The sequence below is a fragment of the Pseudomonas sp. D2002 genome, from assembly GCF_013385735.1.
GTDB lineage: Bacteria > Pseudomonadota > Gammaproteobacteria > Pseudomonadales > Pseudomonadaceae > Aquipseudomonas.
Genome location: NZ_JACAPL010000020.1, coordinates 50,647 through 66,198, shown reverse-complemented (window position 1 = coordinate 66,198; position 15,552 = coordinate 50,647). Strand labels below are relative to the sequence as shown.

Below are 15,552 nucleotides of genomic sequence, written 5' to 3'. Positions count from 1 at the left end.
AGTCCCTGGCTCACCAAGATGGAAGCCATTCTCAATTGGAACTCTATCGCAAGCAGGTTTTCAGAAAGCGCTCAGGGCTTTAGATGCACGGGCCTTTTCATTCGATTCAGAGACACACCCCTGCCCTCAGCGGATTTCGCTGGGCGATACGCCGTAGCGTTTACGGAAGGCGATGGAGAAATGCGCCGGGCTGAAGCCCACGCCATAAGCGACAGTGGAGACGTTGCTTTCCTCGTCGCTGAGCATGCGGTGGGCTTCGTTAAGGCGATGCTCGTGCAAATAGCCGAACACGCTGGTGCCGAAGACCTTGCGAAACCCCGCCGTGAGTTTGCGCGGGCTCATGCCGACGTGGCTGGCCAGCGCATTCAGGCTTGGCGGCTCCAGCAGCGAACGCACCAGGCGGTCGCGCGCGGCGTGTACACGCTCTACGTCCGAAGAGGTGATGCGCAGCTTTTGCTCCGGCTGCCCGCGCTCACCGAGCAGGAACTGCGCGCTCAACGCGGTCAATTCCAACGCCTTGCCGCCCAAATACAACGAGCGGCTCGGGCCCTGCATCGGGCAGGTCGCAATCTGTGTGGCCAGCGCCTGCATCGCGCGCGGCGCCGGGCGCACCATCATGTACGGGTCGCCGCCGCTGCTGGCCAACAGTTTGCGCGGGGCCATGCCCAGGTGACGGTCGAGGGATTCGAGGTCCAATTGCACGATGGTGTAACGCAGCGGCGTGGAGGTGCCGTAGATCTGCGACGAGGTGAACTCGCCGTCATTGACGATGGTGCACAGGCTGGGGCCCTTGATCGATTGCTCGCTGTGCCCGGGGATGCGGCACGAAAGCTCGCCACTCTGCACCAGGATCAGCTTGAGGCCGCGCTCCAGCGGGTCTTCGACCCAATTCTCACTCTCTGACCACAGCGTGCCGGTGACCAGCGTCATGTGCGGTTCCAGGTAAACCGTGCCGGGTTGATTGCCCTTGGGTTCGGCCTGCGTCTCTTGGTGGCTGGGGGCGATGATCGTAATAGTCATTGGGTTTTCCCTTGATCCTTAAGGCCATTACGCGGGGCCTGACCTGAATGAGGAGGAGGCTTTTAAACCGTAAACCTCCCTGTTTAAAGCCGCTGTGTATTTCATCTAATGAAAAAGTCACAGGTCCGAAAGCCTTGGCGTTGAGAAGCGCTCGGCGAAGGACAATGATAATAGATCTCATTTGGGCATTTGTAGCCAATTATTTCTACAAATAGGGGATTCCATGTCATTGCACACCTGCGTACGCGATTCAGACACCTGTGGCGACGAGCCCGACTGGCCCGCCGCGTTCGCCGAACGCTACCGCCAGGCCGGTTACTGGCAAGACCAGACTTTCGCCCAGGCGCTGGATGCGGTTGCCGCACGCAGCCCATCGGCGATCGCCATCACCGACGGCCCGTTGCACCTCAACTACCGCAACCTGGTGCAGCGTTGCCGGCACCTCGCCGGTGGCTTGCGTGCCCTGGGTGTTGCGGCGGGCGATAACGTGGTGGTGCATTTGCCCAACGGCAGCGCGTTTATCGAAGTGTGCTTTGCGTTGTTCCGGCTCGGTGCGCGGCCGATCCTCGCCCTGCCCGCTCACCGTCAACACGAGATCGGCGGCTTTTGCAGCTTTGCCCAGGCCTCGACCTACATCGGCTGTGACCAGCTCGACGGTTTCGATTGCCGCCAGATGGCGCGCCAGTTGGCCGAAGCCAATCCACACCTGCGCCAGGTGGTGATCGACGGCGATGCCGAGGAATTCACCGCGCTGAAGGCGTTGTACAACAGTGAGCCATTGGAGCAGGACGCCGGTCACGCTGACGCAGTGGCGTGTTTCCAACTGTCGGGCGGCACCACTGGCACGCCCAAGCTGATCCCGCGTCGCCATGCCGAATACCTCTATAACGTGCGCGCCAGCAGCGCGGTGTGCGGCCTGGATGCACACACGGTGTACCTCACCGCGCTGCCCATGGCGCATAACTTCACGCTGTGCTGCCCAGGTGTTATCGGCACCTTGTTGGCCGGTGGGCGCGTGGTGTGTACGCGCCGCGCTGACCCTGAAACCTGCTTTGCATTGATCAGCGAACAACGCGTCACCGTTACCGCGCTGGTGCCGCCGCTGGCGATGCTGTGGCTGGACGCCCAGGCCCAGCGCCAGGCCGACCTGTCGAGCCTGCGCCTGCTGCAGGTGGGCGGCGCAAAACTGCTCAGCACCGCAGCCGCGCGTGTCACACCGACACTGGGCTGCACCTTGCAACAAGTACTGGGCATGGCCGAGGGTTTGCTGTGTTTTACCCGCCTGGATGACCACGCGGATCTGCTGCTGCATACCCAGGGCCGCCCGCTGAGTGCCGACGATGAGCTACGCATTGTCGATGAACACGGCCAGCCGGTGCCTGACGGCGAAGTCGGCGAGCTGCAAGTGCGTGGGCCGTACACCATTCGCGGCTACTACCGCCTGCCCGAACACAATGCCAAGGCGTTCACTGCCGACGGCTTTTATTGCAGCGGTGACCGGGTGCGACGTACCCGCGACGGTTACCTGGTGGTTGAAGGCCGCGACAAGGACCAGATCAACCGTGGTGGTGAAAAGGTCGCCGCTGAAGAAGTGGAAAATCTGCTGATCAGCCATCCCCAAGTGCACGACGCGGCGCTGGTGGCGATGCCGGACGCGGTGCTTGGCGAATCCACCTGCGCGTTTATCGTCGCCCGTGACCCGGCGCCGTCGGCGTTTGCGCTCAAGCAGCATTTGCGCGGCCAGGGTTTGGCGGCGTTCAAGGTGCCGGACCGCATCGAGTTTGTTGCGCACTTCCCGCACACCGGGGTGGGCAAAGTCAGCCGCAAGGACTTGCGCGAACGCTTGCGCCAGGCCTGGCTGCAGCGGGCCGCCTCGTGAACCGTTGGGTACGCGCTTACCGGCTGACGCCTATGCCGCGCTGGCGCCTGGTGTGTTTCGCGCATGCCGGCGGCAGTGCGAGCTTCTTTCGCGACTGGGTCAATGCCCTGCCCGCCGATATCGACCTGTTGGCCATCCAGTACCCGGGCCGCGAAGACCGCTTCAGCGAGCCCTGCCTGACCGACATGCAGCGCCTCGCCGACGGCGCCGCCCACGCGCTGGCGGATTACGCCGACCGGCCGCTGGCATTGTTCGGCCATAGCCTCGGCGCGGTGGTGGCCTATGAAGTGGCCGCGCGCCTGGAGCAGCGCGCAATCGCCGTCGACCATCTGTTCGTGTCCGCCCACCCGGCGCCGCATCGCCAGCGCGGCGGGCAGTTGCACCTGGGGCCGGACGCGGCCTTGCTCGACGACGTGCGACGCTTGTCCGACCGGCCCAACCCGCTGCTGGACGACCCGGCGCTGTGCGAACTGTTCCTGCCTGGCCTGCGCAATGACTACCGCATCGTTGAAACCTACGCCTGCCCACAACCGCGGCCACTGAACAGCCGCATCGAGGTGTTCTACCCCGAACACGACCCGGAAATCGAACTGGATGAAGCCCTGGCCTGGCAAGCCGCCAGCCACCAGCCACTGCACCTGCAGCGCTGGCCCGGCGAACACTTTTACCTGATCGAGCAGCGCCAGGCGCTGCTCGACGCCATCGCCGCCACGCTGCTGACCCTTACGCTTGCCCCCAAGGAAACCTGTTGATGAAAACACCCGACGCCTGTGATGGCCTGCCGGACATCCGTCACGCCATCGATTCACTGGACCACCAGATCATCGAACTCATGCGTCAACGCATGGCTTACGTCAAAGCCGCTGCGCGCTTCAAACCGACCGAAAGCAGCATCGCCGCGCCCGAGCGCGTGGCGCAGATGCTGCCGCAACGCCGCGAATGGGCCGAACACGCCGGCCTGGACCCGCACTTTATGGAAACCCTGTTCGCCCAGATCATCCATTGGTACATCGGCCAGCAAGTGCTGCATTGGCGCGCAACGAGAACGCCAGCATGAGGGCCTTTCCTTCGTTGGAGGCCCATGCCCAAGGCCTGGCGGCGGTGTTTGAACAGGCGCGCGAGCGGGCCGTCGAACACGGCGAAGCGGTGTTGGCCAGCTACTCGATTGAACTCGCCCCGCTGGACCTGCTGGAGCTGTTTTGCAGCGTCGACCAACCGAGCGCCGAGTGCCTGTTCTGGCGCGCGCCGGAAGACCACAAAAGCCTGTTCGGCTGGGGCGTGGCCGCCGAACTCAGCGGCGTTGGCGCGCAGCGTTTTGCCGCGGTGGACGCGCAATGGCAGCGTTGGCTGGAACACGCGGTCAGCCACGGCCCATTGGCGCCGACGGTCTGCGGCGGCTTCCGGTTTGATCCTGAGGTCAAGGCCAGCGGCGCCTGGCAAGGTTTTGGCGATGCGTCACTACTGTTGATGACGCTGCTGCTGGTGCGCGATGCCGAGAGTTGCTGGCTGCTGTGCCAGCAACGGATCGCGCCCGGCGATAAGGCGCAACAGCGCTGCGAGCACGTGTTGAACCAATGGAACGCGCTGATGGACCGCTACGTGTCCGGCCCGCGCCCGAGCGTGGCACTGCAACACATCCGTGACCAAGGCCTGCCGCGTGCCTGCTGGGAAAGCAAAATCGCCCACGCCCTGGACGTGCTGCGCGACACCCCGTTGAAAAAGGTGGTGCTGGCGCGCGAAGTGCTCAGCGAATACACCCAGCCCGTGAGTGCCGGGCGCACGTTGAGCGCGCTGGCGAGCAACGACCCCAGCGCCTACCTGTTTGCCTTCCGACGTGATCAGGCGTGCTTTATCGGTGCCTCGCCCGAACGCCTGGCCAAGCTGCACAACGGCCGCCTGCAAACCCTGGCGCTGGCCGGCACTGCGCGTCGCGACCCCAACCCTGAACAGGATGCGCAACTGGCGCAGGCCCTGCTCGACTGCGAAAAGAACCGGCACGAACACGCGGTGGTGGTGCAGATCATTCAACGCGACCTCGCGCCCTGGGTGCAGGCGCTGCACATGCCGCCCACGCCGCATATCAAGCGCCTGAGCCGCGTGCAGCACCTGGCGACGTTGATCGAAGGCCCGCTGCAGCCAGGCTGCAGTTTGCTCAAGATGGTCTCGATTCTGCACCCAACGCCCGCCGTGGGCGGCCACGAACGCCAGCAGGCATTGGCGCATATTCGCCAGTTCGAAGGCTTTGATCGTGGCTGGTACGCGGCGCCGCTGGGTTGGCTGGACGCCCACGGCAATGGCGAATTTATCGTCGGCCTGCGCAGTGCGCTGTTAAACGCTAACCAGGCCCGGCTGTTCGCCGGCTGCGGCATCGTCGAACACTCCGACCCTGCCAGCGAATACGACGAAACCTGCATCAAGCTGGCGGGGATGCGCGCGGCGCTACAGCGGTGACGGCACGCCCGGTGCTTGAATCCAGACCTGTGCAGGCCTACCCTGCACACGCAACACTCACCCTCTGAGTCAGGAAGACCTTACATGTGGGACGGCAGCGTTACCTTTGGTGATTCATGGGCGGGCTACATTGGCCGCGCGGATCAAAATACTGCCCACTCCCATGTCGCCATTCAGCTGTGCATCGGCGTGCACCAACCCGTGAAGCTGGAATTGCCCGGCCAGCTGATCCGCGCGGCCGGGGTGATCATCGGTCCCAACGTCGAGCACCGCGCGGTGGCCGACATTCACCCGGTGGCCTTTGTCTACATCAACCCCGACACGCCACTGGGCCGCGACCTCAAAGCCTTGCTTCATCACAATGGCATCGCCCTGGCCAGTGAGGAAATGCTTGAGTGTTTCCGCCGCACCACCTCCCTGGCGCAGTTTGTCGAGGCGCTCGCGCGGTTGCTGGCAATGACGCCGCCCATCGATCAGCGCCTGTACAAGGCCTTGAACCTCCTGCGCCAGGACCGCGACGGTCCTGGTTCCGTCAGCCGCGCCGCCAACGCGGTCGGCCTGTCGAGCCCGCGCTTGCGCTGCGTGGCCACGCACCAGATGGGCGTTTCGCTGTCGCAATGGATCATCTGGAACAAACTCGAGCGCGCCTCCAAGTCCCTGGCGGCTGGCGCCAGCTTGTCGGACGCCGCTGCCGATGGCGGCTTCTCCGACCAGGCCCACCTGGCGCGCATGATGCGCCGCATGTTTGGCATGACGCCCCGCACCGCTGCCAAGGTTTTGCGCAAGACAAGCGTTTCGTTCAAGACGCAGTGATGTCAAAACGCCAATATCGATCGAATCTTATTCGCTGAAACGTTAAGCGCTGATTGCCTTCCCCCAAAGCACTTCAACGCCACCGCATGTGAATACAGAGTGTTCGCCAGGGGCATCCGTGCCTGGGATTCGGCGAAACGCAACGTTAATTCTTTCGATGAGTCCGCAGGAAGCGTCCTACATGTCAGAACCGCAAAAATTAACCGTCCTTCTCACGGGAGGATCAGGTGTGCTCGGTGAGTCCCTGATCGAGTGCCTGGCGCAGGACTTTCACCTGGTCTGCCTGGCGCGTAAAAGTCGCATTCGCCACCCGCAGGTCGAAGTCCTCAAAGGCGATATCTGCCGCCCTCGGCTAGGCTTGGACGCCGCCGATTATGAAGCGCTGCTCAAGCGCGTCGACTGGGTGATTCACGCTGCGGCCGTCACCCGTATGGATGGCGATGTCGACCAGATTTTCTCGGTGAATTACCTCGGCACCGAGAACGTCGTGAGCTTTGTCCAGCAGGCCAAAGTGCCGCTTTACCACATCAGCACCGCCTTCACTCACCCCTGCGACTACTACGAAGGCGTGCAGGCACAAACCCCGTACGAAGTGGCCAAGCGTCAGGCCGAAACCCTGGTGCGCTCGGCCGGCATTGACGTGTCGATCTTTCGCCCCTCGATCATCATCGGCGATTCGGGCAGTGGGCTTATGCCCAACTTCCAGGGTTTTCACATGACCATGGGCCTGATGATGTCGGGCGTGCTGCCGATCGTGCCCTGCCCGCCTGCCGGCTATATCGACCTGATCGCTCGCGACGTCGCCGCACGGGCGATTGCCAATGCCTTGCGCCAGCGTTTGATCGGCAAGGACTACTTCCTCACCAGCGGCCCGCAGGCCCTGGACCTGACCGGCCTGCTGGACCTGATGTGCCAATCCATGGAAGCCCAGGGCAAAGCGTTCACGCGACCACGCTGCATGGCGCCGGATATTTATGAACGCCTGATCCGCCCGGTGTTTCTGCCGGCGCTGACCGGCAATATCCAGGCCGCCCTGGGCCGCGCCAATCAACTGTGCCGCTATGCGTGCCTGCGCACACCGCTGCCTACCTCGTTGCCCGAGTTGCTCGGCGAAGCGGCGTTCAACGCACGGGATGTCAGCCGCGAATTGCTGCTGTCGCTCAACCACCTGGCGCCCAAGCTGGGTGCCCTGACGCGGATGCTCAAACAGCCGGCGCCGCCCTTCGCTGAGGCCTCCGTGGCATGAACCCGCTACTTATCGAACCCGCAAGCGACGCCGAACAGATTGACCAGTATTTCCGCCAGCATGTGAATTCGGGCTACGCCCGCCTGGCCTCGCTGATGAACCTGCCCATCGAGCAGTCCAGCCAGGGCGTCTACATCTATGACAACAGAGGGCGCCAGTACCTGGATGCCGGCGGCTATGGGGTGTTCTTCCTCGGCCACGGCCACCCGGTCGTGGTGGAAGCCGTGACCCGGCAGCTGCAGCAGAACGCACTGGCCAGCAAATTGTTGCTCAACCCGCAACAGGCCTTGGCCGCTCAGGCCCTGGCCGCCCGCTGCCCCGGCAACCTGGACTATGTGTTCTTTTGCAACTCGGGCGCCGAAGCCACTGAAGCCGGGTTGAAACTGGCGCGCCTTAACGGCTGCCGTCGCACGCTGTCGACGCTTGGCGGTTTCCACGGCAAGACCCTCGGCGCCTTGGCCGTGACCGGCCGCGAAAGCTACCGCGAGCCGTTCAGTGGCCTGCTCAGTGAAAGCGCGTTCGTGCCCTTCGGCGACAGTGATGCGCTGGAACAGCAACTGCTGGCGTCGCCGGACAAAGCCTGCGTGATTCTCGAGCCGATCCAGGCCGAAGCCGGCGTGATCCTGCCACCGCCCGGTTACCTGACGCGTGTCCGCGAGCTGTGCAACCAATACGGCGCGCTGCTGATCATCGATGAAATCCAGTCCGGCCTGGGCCGCACCGGCCATTGGTGGGCCTGTGACCAGGAGCAAGTGGTGCCCGACATCATGCTGGTGGGCAAAAGCCTGTCCGGTGGCTGCGTACCGGTAAGCGCCATGGTTGCCAGCGCGGCGGTCTATGCGCCGTTCAACCGCAACCCCACGGTGCACACCTCGACCTTTGGCGCCAACCCGCTGGCCATGGCGGCGGTGCAGGCCACATTGCAAGTGATGGTGCAGGAAGACCTGGTGCAGCGTGCCCGGCTGATGGGCCAGGACCTGCACGCGCGTTTCAGCGCGTTGCTGCAACAGATGGGCCTGGCCGAGTGCGTGAAGCTGCGCAGCGCGGGCTTGCTGCTGGGCTTCGAGTTCAGCGACGCCTCGATTGCCGCAAACATGGTCATGGCGCTGATCGAGCAGCAAATCATCGTTTGCCACTCGCTCAATGATCACCGGGTCGTGCGGCTGACGCCGTCGCCGCTGCTGAACGCCCAGGACTGCAACTGGTTGATCGAGGGGTTCGCCCAGGCGCTCACCACTTCAGTTTCCACCCTTTGATTTTTGGAGTTACCCCATGCAGGAAGTCAATATCCAGGCGCACATTCCACACGCCTGCGCTGATGAAGTCTTTGCCGTGATCAGCGACTTCAGCAACTACGTCGAGCTGTGCGAATCGGTGCGCAATATCACCATCAACAAGGTCAGCGACCAGGTGTCGTTCACCTCCTGGGAAGTCAACTTCCACAGCGGCATTCTCAAGTGGCAAGAGCGCGATACGTTCAACGCCGAGACCCGAGAGATCCACTTCGAACAACTGGCCGGCGATGTCGACCATTTCTCGGGCACCTGGCAAGTGCTGCCGGACGGCAAGGACGCGATTATCACCTTCAAGTCACGCTTTGACCTGGGCCTGCCGATGCTCGCCGACATGCTCGACCCCGTGGCCAAGACCGCCATTCACGACAACATTAACTCGATCATCACCGGGTTGTTTCCCACAAGCTATGTGAGGCCCCAGCCATGACCCTGTCTCTGTTGAACCGCTCACGTGCGGTGCTGCACAACTACGCCCCAGGTTTTGACGCGCGCCTGGCGGACATTGCCTTTGCCGAACGTGAAGCATCGCACAGCGACGTCGTCGCCCTGTTCAAGCAACACGGCCCGGTCGGGCTGTTGGTCAACCGCGCCGGCGGCGGCCTGGGCGCGGGCATCCTCGATGCGGTGCATGTGCAGATCGCCCTGGGCGCGCGCTCGCCATCGCTGGCCGTGGCCAGCACCATGCACCAATTCTCGGTGGCCAGCCTGTTGGCGCTGACCCAAAACGGCGGCGGCGCCGAAGGCCTGTTGCTGGCCGCCGTGGCGCAGAACCGCTTGTTGCTGTCCTCGGGCTTTGCCGAGGGCAACACGGGCGCCGGCATCCTCGACTCGAACATGCAGGCAGTACAGACCCCGGAAGGCGTGCTGCTCAGCGGCAGCAAAAAGCCTTGCTGCCTCGGCCAGTCGATGGACTTGCTCACCGCCAGCTACTCCCGCCAAGGCGTGGACGGCGAAGAGTTGATGGTGGCGCTGATTCCCGCGAATGCGCCGGGCATCAGCCGGGCACCGTTCTGGCAAAACAGCGCGCTGGCCGCCGCCGAAAGCATCGAAGTGCGCCTCAACGAAGTGTTCGTGCCGGAGCGCATGGTGTTTTCCGCCGGTTACAAGCACCTGCTGGGCGATGTGCAAACCGTGGGTTTCATCTGGTTCGAGCTGTTGATTTGCGCATCCTACGTGGGGACCTGTGCCGGTCTGATCGAAACCGTGACCGACGCCGCGCGCTGGACTGCCCATCACCGCGTCGACCTGGCCGCCCACCTGCAATTGGCGATCACCGCCCTGGAAGGCGCGGCGCTGGATGTGGAACGCAACCCACACGACCTGCACACCGTGCTCGCCCGCCTGTTGCTGGTGCGTTATGGCATCGAACAACTGCTCAACCAGCTGTCGGACGAAGCCCACGCGATGCTCGGGGGCATGGCGTTTATCACCAGCAACCAGAGTTCGAATTGGTTGATGGCCTGCCGTGGCCTGCAATTTCACCCGCCGGCGAAGATCTCGATGGCGACCAACCTCGACTGCTACTTGTCCCAATCCACCTTCAGCATCGCCGGAGTGAAACCATGAACCTGCTCGGAAAAACCATTGTCATCAGCGGCTGTGCACGTGGCCTGGGCCATGCCACCGCGCACAAGCTCAAGGGGCAAGGCGCCACGGTGATCGGCCTGGACATCCTGGAACCGCAGGAACTGGGGCTGCTCGACGGGTTTTATCAAGTCGACCTGTGTGACCGCAGGGCGTTGGCCCAGGTGATCACTGCCATCAGCACTGACTTCGGTGACATCGACATTCTGGTCAATAACGCCGGCACCCTGACCCTGGAGCGTGGCGAAACCGGCGTGACGGACGAAGTCACCCGCGCGGTGGACGTAAACCTGTTCGCGCCCTGGCAACTGGTCGCCGGCTTCTTGCCGGGGCTGCTGCGCAAACGCGGCAAGGTGGTGAATGTGTCGTCGCTGTTCGCCCTGGTCAATGCGCCGTATGTGGCCGCGTATGCCGCCAGCAAACGCGCGCTGAGTGCGTATTCCGACGTGCTGCGCATGCAGTATCGCGGGCAGCTCGATGTGGTCACGGTGTACCCGGGGTTCATCGACACCGCGATCCATTTGCCCGCCCAGCGCGTGGGCCTGTCGGTCAAGCGCCTGGTGACCTTCATGTGGGGCGACAAGACCCTGCTGTCGCTGGAAGAAAAGCTCGATGCCGCCGCCGACGGCCTGGTGCGCGCCTGCCGCAAAGACGGCCTGCGCAACCGTGGCCTGACGTTCATGGGCACCCTGGCCATGTACACCGCGCGCATTGCGCCGAGTGTGGTCGACGCCTTTATCGCCTTGCGCCTGCGCACGCTGACACGCGGTGGGCACCTGGCGCTCAAACCTGAACTGATCGAGTAACGCGCAACCAATGGCCAGACAACTGCACGCCAAGCCCCAGGTTCGCCTCGACCGCGCGTTGTTCAAAGCGCACACGGGCGAGTCCTTGTTGATCATCGGTTACGCCCTGTGCCTCTACCTGCTGCCACTCGCGCTGTTTGTGTGGGTGGCGAACTCCGCGTCCAGCCTGTGGGTGGTGCTGCTGTGCGCGCCACTCTGGGTGATGGCCGGATACGGGATGTTTCTGCAAGCGATCCTTGGGCATGAAGGCTTTCACTTCAACCTGAGCCGTAACCCGATGCACAGCTGTTACCTGGGCATATTCACCAGTTCGATGCTGCCGGGGTTCTGCGTGACCGGTTACTTCGTCGACCACTGGCAGCACCACCGCTTCAGCAACAGCGCAAACGACCCGGATTACCGGCATTTCTCGCGCTATCGCACCTTGCTGAGCCGCATCGCGCTGTCACGTTTGCTCGCCACCTCGAACTACCTGCAAGCCACCTTGCGCCTGGCGTTCGGCCCGCTGACCAGCCCCTCGCCGCTGCCCTTGAGCGCGGCGCAGGTTCAACACTTGGCGCGCTGCAATATCGCCTGCCAGCTGGGTTGGCTCGGTGTGTACGCGCTGGCCTTGTGGCAGGTCGACGGGTTGCTGCTGGGGTTTGGCCTGAGCCTGGCGGTGGCGTTTCTGGTGTCGGCCTTTAATGCCTACCAGGAACATGCCTTCAGCGCAGACGATGAACAGCCGCCCGCGCGTTCGCGCACGTCGCGCCTGTGCACCTTGATGCATGCCGGCGCGAACTTTCACCTGGAGCATCACTTTTACCCTGCCGTGCCGTGCTGGCGCCTGCCCAAGGTGCACCGGCAACTGCTGGACGCCGGCTGGTACGCCGACCGGCAGCACCTGCTGGAAAAAAACTTCGTTGCGTCCTTCAAATACGCCACCCGCCGCCACCCTTACCGTGGAGACACGGTGAACGACTGAACACACACCCTAAATTTCCCAATGGATTGACCGCCTGAACCCTCAGGCTGCAGGAGCATGTATGCCGTTTGAAATTGATAGCCACATTGAAGCCGAACGCGCGCAGTTATTCGGCCACCCGCTGTTTGCCAACATCCGCACCGTTGAAGACGTGCGCACCTTGATGGAATTCCACGTGTTCGCCGTGTGGGATTTCATGACCTTGCTCAAGCGCATCCAGCGCGACCTCACCTGCGTCGAGCTGCCGTGGGTGCCGCCGGTGCATATCACCGCTGCGCGCTTGATCAATGAAATCGTGGTGGGTGAAGAAACCGACGAACACCCCAGCGGCGGGTTTATCAGCCACCTGGACCTGTACCTCACCGCCATGGATGAAATCGGCGCCGACAGCTCGGTATTCCGCCGCTTCCTCGCCGCGATCCAGGCCAAGGTGCCGCTGGCCAAGGCGCTCAACGACCGCGAGATCCCGCTGGCGGCCAAAGTGTTCATGTGCCAGACCCTCGATGTCGCCCAACACGGCTCTACCGAAGCGGTGCTGGCGTACTTCTTTTTTGGCCGCGAAGACATCATTCCCGACATGTTCGGGCGCCTGCTCTCGCAGTGGTCGGTGAGTGAGACCGAAGTGCCGATGCTCACCTATTACCTCAAGCGCCACATCGAAATGGACGGCGACGAGCATGGCCCGGCCGCCAAACGCATCATCGGCGAAATCGTCACCACGCCCGAGCAACACCAACACATGATCGACAGCGCCAAGACCGCGATCAACTCCCGCATCGACCTGTGGGACGGCGTGCACCATTTCCTCCAGGAGAAAGCCCAACACGCCACGGAGCGCCCTGTGCGCCGGGTTGCACACAGTTTCTGAGCCGCGCATGAACACAGGGAGCAAGACATGACCAAAGGCAAGCTAATCAAACTCACACTGTGCACTGTCGTGGTCGGGGGTTTGCTGCTGCTCGGCTGGCAGCGCTGGCAGTACTCCAGCGCGTACGTCAGCACCGACAACGCGGAGCTCGATGGGGTGATTATTCCGGTGCGGGCCAAGCTGTCAGGCGTGGTGATGAGCGTGCCGGTGATGGACAACGTCACCGTGGAAAGCGGCGACTTGCTGTTTCAGATACGCGACAGCGAATACCAATACCAGGTGCAGCAGCGCGAAGCACAATGGCAAGCCCTGCTAGCCGCCGCCGGGCGCAGCGGCAGCCCGGGGGCGCTGGACAGCCAGATCCTCGGGGCGGTGGCCATGCGCCAGGCCGCGCAGGCGGCCCTGGCACAATCGAGCGCCAACCTTGAGCAGGCGCGCAATGACTACCAGCGCGCCCGTCGCCTCGGCGCCCAAGGTGTGTTGAGCACCCAGGACCTGGAACTGGCCAAGGCGCGTTTCGACGCGCTGAGCCATGCCCAGGAAGCCGCACGCAGTAACGCCCAGGCGGCGGCGCAAAGCACTTTGGCCAACAAGGCCGAACTCAAGGTGCAGGACTACCGCATCGCGGCGGCGCAAGCCGAGTTGGAGCAGGCCCGGATCAAGCTGCACGACGCCCGCCAGACCGCGCCGGTGCGCAGCATTGTGTCGAAAAAAGAGGTGGAGCCCGGCCAGTTCGTGGTCGCCGGCCAGAAGCTCCTGAGCCTGATCGCTACCGAGCCGCTGTGGATTACCGCCAACTTCAAGGAAACCCAAGTCGGCCGCGTGCGCGTCGGCCAGCACGCCAAGGTCACCGTGGACGCGTTCCCCGGCCAGGCCTTCGACGGCGTGGTCGAAAGCCTGGCACCGGCCACCGGGGCGAAGTTCTCGTTGCTGCCGCAGGAAAACGCCACGGGCAACTTCACCAAGGTAGTGCAACGCGTCCAGGTGCGGATCGCCCTCACCGACGTGCCGGCTGACTACAAGCCCTTGTTGAGCCCCGGCATGAGCGCCTTCGTCGAAGTCGCCACGCCACGCAGCGGCAGCCAGACGTTATGAGGTCGCCGTACCTGATTGCGTTCACGGTGACGCTGGTATCGATGATGGAGTTGCTCGACGTGACCATCGTCAACGTCGCCATTCCAAGCCTGATGGGCACCTATGGGGCGTCGGTGGATGAGATCTCGTGGGTCTCCACCGGTTACGTGGTGGCCAACGTGGTGATCCTGCCGGTCAGCGGCTGGTTGTCCGCCTGGTTTGGGCGGCGCCGCTACTACCTGGTCTCCACAGCGGTGTTTGTGCTGGCGTCGGTGGGCTGCGCGTTTTCCGCCGAGCTGTGGCAACTGGTGGCCTTTCGCGTGCTGCAAGGCCTGGCGGGCGGCGGCTTGCTGGGGATTTCCCAGGCGATCATCTACGACGTGTTCCCCAAGGAAAAGGTCAGCAGCGGCATGGCGCTGTACGGCGTCGGCGTGATGATGGGGCCGACCTTGGGGCCGACTGTCGGTGGCTACCTGATCGACACCTTGTCATGGCATTGGATCTTTTTGATCAACGTGCCCATCGGCGCCGTGGCGCTGTTGCTGTGCTGGTTGTGCATCGGCGATTCGGTCAACGAGCAAAAACCCAGCAGTGTCGACTACAGCGGCTTCTGCCTGTTGGCCCTGGGGGTTGGCAGCCTGCAGATCCTGCTGGAGCGCGGCGAGCATTGGGACTGGATGGAATCCAACTGGACGGTCGCCTGCCTGTTGCTCAGCAGCTTCAGCCTGGTGGGGTTTTTCTGGTGGGAACGGCGAGCGGTCAACCCAATCGTCAACGTTGCGCTGTTTCACAACCGCGAGTTCCTGATGGGCTGCATCTGCGCGTTTTGCGTGGGTTTCGGGCTGTACAGCACCTTATTCATGGTGCCGCTGTTCTTGCAGACGTTGTTGGCGCAAAGCGCCTACCAGAGCGGGCTGGTGATTTTCCCCGGCGCGGTGGCCAGCGCCATCAGCACCTTGGTGATCGGCAAGCTGTCCCAGGAAAACAAGATCGACGAGCGCGTGTTCGTGACCTTGGGCATCGTCATGTACTGCTACGCGATGTTCCTGCACACCCAGTTCACCCTCGACAGCAACCCGGACACGCTGTACTGGCCACTGGTGATTCGCGGGCTGGGCCTGGGCATGATCTTCGTGCCGCTGACCAACCTGGCCATGCGTCGGCTGCCGCTGACGTTGATCTCCGGCGCCTCGGGCGTGCTCAACCTGATGCGCCAGCTGGGCGGCAGCGTCGGCATTGCCATCGCTGCCACCTTGCTCACGCGGTTCTCGTGGGAACGCTATCGCTTGCTCTCCGAGCACGTGACCGAATCGAGCCTGATCGCCAATGGCTGGGGCGGCGTGGAATCCAACCCGCTGTTCCTGTCCCTGGGCCTGGCCAGCCATCAACAAGCGTTGGCCTTGATGCCTTACCTGCAAGCGCGCGAACAGGCGCAAATGCTCGCCTTCAGCATGCTGTTCGGCACCTTGGGCGCGGTCATGGCCATCGGCATACCCATGGTGCTGATGATGCGCAGAAGCACCCTCAGCCGATAATTTTTTTGTGGAGACCT

General features: G+C 63.2%; 15 protein-coding genes. 14 read left to right on the top strand and 1 reads right to left on the bottom strand.

The features are described from left to right. Positions 1-126: 126 nt before the first annotated feature. On the bottom strand, positions 127-1,020 hold the full coding sequence (locus HX783_RS27055) for a helix-turn-helix transcriptional regulator (protein ID WP_159956744.1): 894 nt from the start codon (positions 1,018-1,020) through the stop codon (positions 127-129). A 223-nt stretch (positions 1,021-1,243) separates the two neighbouring features. On the opposite strand from HX783_RS27055, the gene HX783_RS27050 reads away from it, so the two are divergent. The 14 genes from HX783_RS27050 (at position 1,244) to HX783_RS26985 (ending at position 15,535) form a co-directional block, all read left to right on the top strand. Next, complete coding sequence (locus HX783_RS27050; RefSeq protein WP_177018905.1) at positions 1,244-2,899, top strand: (2,3-dihydroxybenzoyl)adenylate synthase; 1,656 nt, start codon at positions 1,244-1,246, stop codon at positions 2,897-2,899. Then, entirely contained in the window at positions 2,896-3,651 is a 756-nt protein-coding gene (locus HX783_RS27045) for a thioesterase II family protein (RefSeq protein WP_371317715.1), read from the top strand. The genes HX783_RS27050 and HX783_RS27045 overlap by 4 nt, the downstream gene beginning before the upstream one ends. After that, positions 3,651-3,956, top strand: a complete 306-nt coding sequence (locus HX783_RS27040; RefSeq protein ID WP_159956748.1) for an isochorismate lyase — start codon at positions 3,651-3,653, stop codon at positions 3,954-3,956. Before HX783_RS27045 ends, HX783_RS27040 begins: the two co-directional genes overlap by 1 nt. After that, positions 3,953-5,350 (top strand): isochorismate synthase, encoded by a 1,398-nt coding sequence (locus HX783_RS27035; protein WP_177018904.1) that lies wholly within the window; start codon positions 3,953-3,955, stop codon positions 5,348-5,350. The genes HX783_RS27040 and HX783_RS27035 overlap by 4 nt, the downstream gene beginning before the upstream one ends. Before the next feature lie 84 nt (positions 5,351-5,434). Continuing rightward, complete coding sequence (locus HX783_RS27030) at positions 5,435-6,163, top strand: AraC family transcriptional regulator (RefSeq protein ID WP_177018903.1); 729 nt, start codon at positions 5,435-5,437, stop codon at positions 6,161-6,163. A gap of 181 nt (positions 6,164-6,344) precedes the next feature. After that, positions 6,345-7,409, top strand: a complete 1,065-nt coding sequence (locus HX783_RS27025; RefSeq protein ID WP_177018902.1) for an SDR family oxidoreductase — start codon at positions 6,345-6,347, stop codon at positions 7,407-7,409. Next, a complete protein-coding gene (locus tag HX783_RS27020) occupies positions 7,406-8,665 on the top strand; it encodes an aspartate aminotransferase family protein (RefSeq protein WP_177018901.1) in 1,260 nt (419 codons plus the stop codon). Before HX783_RS27025 ends, HX783_RS27020 begins: the two co-directional genes overlap by 4 nt. Before the next feature lie 16 nt (positions 8,666-8,681). Then, positions 8,682-9,131, top strand: a complete 450-nt coding sequence (locus HX783_RS27015; protein ID WP_177018900.1) for a type II toxin-antitoxin system RatA family toxin — start codon at positions 8,682-8,684, stop codon at positions 9,129-9,131. Beyond that, positions 9,128-10,270, top strand: coding sequence for an acyl-CoA dehydrogenase (locus HX783_RS27010; RefSeq protein ID WP_177018899.1), 1,143 nt, complete (start codon positions 9,128-9,130; stop codon positions 10,268-10,270). The genes HX783_RS27015 and HX783_RS27010 overlap by 4 nt, the downstream gene beginning before the upstream one ends. After that, on the top strand, positions 10,267-11,094 hold the full coding sequence (locus HX783_RS27005) for an SDR family oxidoreductase (protein WP_177018898.1): 828 nt from the start codon (positions 10,267-10,269) through the stop codon (positions 11,092-11,094). Before HX783_RS27010 ends, HX783_RS27005 begins: the two co-directional genes overlap by 4 nt. Before the next feature lie 10 nt (positions 11,095-11,104). Next, on the top strand, positions 11,105-12,058 hold the full coding sequence (locus tag HX783_RS27000) for a fatty acid desaturase (protein ID WP_177018897.1): 954 nt from the start codon (positions 11,105-11,107) through the stop codon (positions 12,056-12,058). Between the two features lie 61 nt (positions 12,059-12,119). After that, complete coding sequence (locus HX783_RS26995) at positions 12,120-12,926, top strand: DUF3050 domain-containing protein (RefSeq protein WP_177018896.1); 807 nt, start codon at positions 12,120-12,122, stop codon at positions 12,924-12,926. 27 nt (positions 12,927-12,953) lie between these two features. Further along, positions 12,954-14,021, top strand: a complete 1,068-nt coding sequence (locus HX783_RS26990; RefSeq protein ID WP_177018895.1) for an HlyD family secretion protein — start codon at positions 12,954-12,956, stop codon at positions 14,019-14,021. Next, entirely contained in the window at positions 14,018-15,535 is a 1,518-nt protein-coding gene (locus HX783_RS26985; protein WP_177018894.1) for a DHA2 family efflux MFS transporter permease subunit, read from the top strand. Before HX783_RS26990 ends, HX783_RS26985 begins: the two co-directional genes overlap by 4 nt. Positions 15,536-15,552 lie beyond the last annotated feature (17 nt).